Annotated in this window: 2 protein-coding genes and 1 pseudogene; 2 read left to right on the forward strand and 1 reads right to left on the reverse strand. The window is 40.5% G+C overall.

Annotated features, from left to right (window positions below; translation table 11 throughout):
* Window positions 1-165 (forward strand): annotated as a pseudogene (locus tag ABD76_RS29065) (IS1380 family transposase); the annotation flags it as partial.
* Window positions 166-955: 790 nt separating this feature from the next.
* On the opposite strand, the gene ABD76_RS00540 reads toward ABD76_RS29065, so the two are convergent.
* Complete coding sequence (locus ABD76_RS00540; RefSeq protein WP_197253373.1) at window positions 956-1510, reverse strand: hypothetical protein; 555 nt, start codon at window positions 1508-1510, stop codon at window positions 956-958.
* Window positions 1511-1879: 369 nt separating this feature from the next.
* Between ABD76_RS00540 and ABD76_RS00545 the strand changes: the two genes are divergently transcribed.
* On the forward strand, window positions 1880-3178 hold the full coding sequence (locus ABD76_RS00545) for an IS1380 family transposase (RefSeq protein ID WP_197253375.1): 1299 nt from the start codon (window positions 1880-1882) through the stop codon (window positions 3176-3178).
* Window positions 3179-3283 lie beyond the last annotated feature (105 nt).

The following is a 3283-nucleotide window of genomic DNA, read 5'->3' on the forward strand; positions in this document are numbered from 1 at the left end:
CTTCGAAACAAAGTCAGCCGCAGGCGGGTCAAAACGGTCATCGAAAATCTGATCTGGCTGGCCTCTCGAATGGTAGAGCATGCCAGACAAACGAAGCTCCGCTTCGGAAGACATAGTCCATGGTTTCAGACATTCCAGCGCATTTACGGGACCTTGTCGGGATAATAGATTGCGAACCTATGTTTCCGTTCAAGCTTTGCACAAGGGAAGCTTTGTTTCGTGATGTCTTTTTCAAGTGAATCGAGTCATCACCTCTGCTTTCTGCGCCTATCGTTACAGCTGATAGTGATGGTTCTCTTATTCGTAACCCTTTCACGGATTCAGGTAAATATGTTTCTTCAATATATTTCATTAGATAAAGATAATTTCCGTATGAGATAAAATCATCAAAAGTATGGGTATTTAAATCGTGAAACACTTTATTTATCCATATTTGAATGTCCGGTAAACTGGGTATTTCCTTCTTATAGTGGCTCATAATATCTAGAGACATCTTTGAGGACAATAAGTAGTTTTTTCGAGCAACGTTTACAGACTCACCTTTGTAAGATAAGAAAAATCCTTCTTTTGTTTGTAGCTCTTTTAGATAAGTTATGATTTTATCTATTTTTTCCAGTTTTATTTCATTTGATTTTAATGAATTTACATACAACCAAACATCATATAACCCCCCTTTATTTTCAGGTCGAATCAAATGTTCGATACTTACTAGATCATTTAATTTTCCATGAATCTTATCAATATACTCTTGGTCGCTATACTGATTTAATAATAAGATTGTTTCCGTTGCATAATAAAAATTATACAAGTCCACTATCTTTCCTTTTGGAGCGTCCTCATACTCAATGGAATGAGTTTGAGGGGAAACTTTTGAAAAAGAGAAAGTCATCACTAACGATAATAAAATGAGAAAACTAAATCCGCCCAAAATAATATTCCTATTCATGGCCGCCCCTTATTTATTGTGATATATAATGTCTCCTTCTTTTGAATAAATCGAAATATCTGAGCTTGTCAGCAAGGGTTCTCTATTTTTTAACCTGTCATGAGTTATAATATAATTTGAGACATGAGGGACTATTTCTGTTGAATAAGAACTAGCGTTACTAAATTTTACAACTAATTTTTCACCCTCTTTTAAAAGCTTTGTATCATTAATTAAAATCATGACATAAGTAACTTCTCCTTTTGCACCTAAAAATTCAACAGGTCTTTCTTTTCTTCGATCTAGCTTTATTGAGTTTACATAATTTGTTTCCCCATTTACCACAGTTATGTCAAAGGAGCCTATTTCGTTATCTTTCTCATAAAATAGAAGAGCAAGAGGTTTATCAAGATCATTTAATCTCGTTTCAGCCAAGATTTTAATGCCTTCTTTTGCTACCACTTCTTCTATATTAGTGTCGGTTATCACATCATATCTATCTCGTGTTATGCGATCTGCGATTTGAAATATTAAGCCCATCATACAAACTATAATCAAAATTTTTACAATTGTTTTTGAATACATTTCATGTACCACCTACTTTGTAACTTTCTAATAGAAAAATACCATTATAAACCTGAAAAGTCAATGATAATAATTTCTTTGATATATTATCTAAAAATGGGCTATTACTAGGAGGGAATGAGTTGTCTCACAGGTATTGTTAGTATTGATTTTTTAGATAGTACTTTGGGTTCGTGCTTAGGAAGCAGGTAGTATCTCCAAATCAAAATAAAAAATCACCAAATCAGAGAATAATTTCTTTTGGGTTTTATAAAGGATTATCCTGAATTTCGAAAGTAACTGTGCCTGAAAAATGAAAAAAGGGCCCAAATCTTTGGTAGAATAGTGTTTGCGAAAACAACATCACCCAAAGAGAGGAGCACCTTTTAGGTGAAGTCTACCACACCCGTCAGCAAAATCAAGACTGAATTTTCCTTGCGTCACGCTTCCAGCGTTGGTGGAAGCAAAGTATTCCTGGAGTATCTCGAAAAAATCGAACTGGACAAAGCATTGCAGAACTTGAGCAACATCAAACACAGGCACTCCCTGTTCCCTGTTTTTCGCATCCTGCTCTACCTCATAATCGGCTGGACACTCGGTTGTGAACGCCTTTTTCATTTTCGAGCGTTGCAACAGGATGCACTTGTGCAACGTTTCCTCGGTGGACGCTGTCCACACCACACCTTGCTGTATAAAGAATTGAATCGGTTTGGTAAGCAACCAACTTTCACACTCGACTTGAGAAAGTTGAATCAGCAGGTCATCGCGCCTGGTTTGCCCGATGAACTCATCATGGATCTGGATTCCACCGTGGAAACCGTTTTTGGTCACCAAAAAGGCGCGGCCGTTGGCACGAATCCCCACAAACCGGGACGTAAAAGCTACCATCCGCTGTTGGCTTATGAAGGCCAATCTCGTTTGTGTTTAAACGCTGTTCTTCGTGCTGGAAATACGCATTCATCCACGAATGCCGCTGACTTCCTCCGCCAGACGTTCGAATTGCTTGGTGATCGTCCGGTGAAGTATGCCCGATTTGACAAAGGATTTGGCGGTGAGGACTTTTACGGCTTATGGGAATCCAAAGGAATCGGGTATGTAGGAAAATTGAAATGGACCCAGCGACTTCAAGCGGAAGTGCAACGCTGCTCCGTTTGGAAGCGATTTGTCGATGAGGAGTGGATCATCGAGGGCATTGTACTGGTCTACAAAGCCACCTCCTGGAAGAAAGCACGCCGTGTTGCCGTCATCCGCAAAGCACAGGTGTACGATGGGGATCAATCTCGGCTTCTTCTTGATACAGATTGGCAGTATGAAGCGATCGTCACAAGCCTTGAGTGGGAGCCGATTGACCTGTGGCATTTCTACAACCAGCGTTGCTGCATGGAAAACCACATCAAGGAAGCCAAGCGTGGCTTTTCCATCAACCGCATTTCGACAAGCCGCTTCACCGCGAATGAAATCGACTTGCTAATCAAGCTGTTAGCATACAACCTCTACGAACGGTTTAAACGCGACTGCTGTGAACCGGTTCATCACGGGTATACGATTGCCCGGTTTCGTCAGGAGTTTTTCCTCTGTGCCGCGACCATCATCCAGCATAGTCGGCAGGTGATTCTCAAGTTGGCGAGAGATTTCCCGAACCGCTACACTTGGCTACGGATCGCGACAAAAGTTGCTGCGCTGGAATGACCGCTTCCAAAAATAAACATGGAAATGCAATGCCTCTGTGGGATGGGGAGGGGGAAAATATGCCCTTCTTTTCGAATTAGCGCTCATGGGACTGGATATTTTCTT

This window comes from Paenibacillus dendritiformis (genome assembly GCF_015845845.1).
Taxonomy (GTDB): Bacteria; Bacillota; Bacilli; order Paenibacillales; family Paenibacillaceae; genus Paenibacillus_B; species Paenibacillus_B dendritiformis_C.

What these genes read in the sequence shown, in the direction of transcription:
- ABD76_RS00540 (WP_197253373.1), bottom strand. Translation starts at nt 1,510, where the DNA reads ATGTATTCAAAAACAATTGTAAAAATTTTGATTATAGTTTGTATGATG.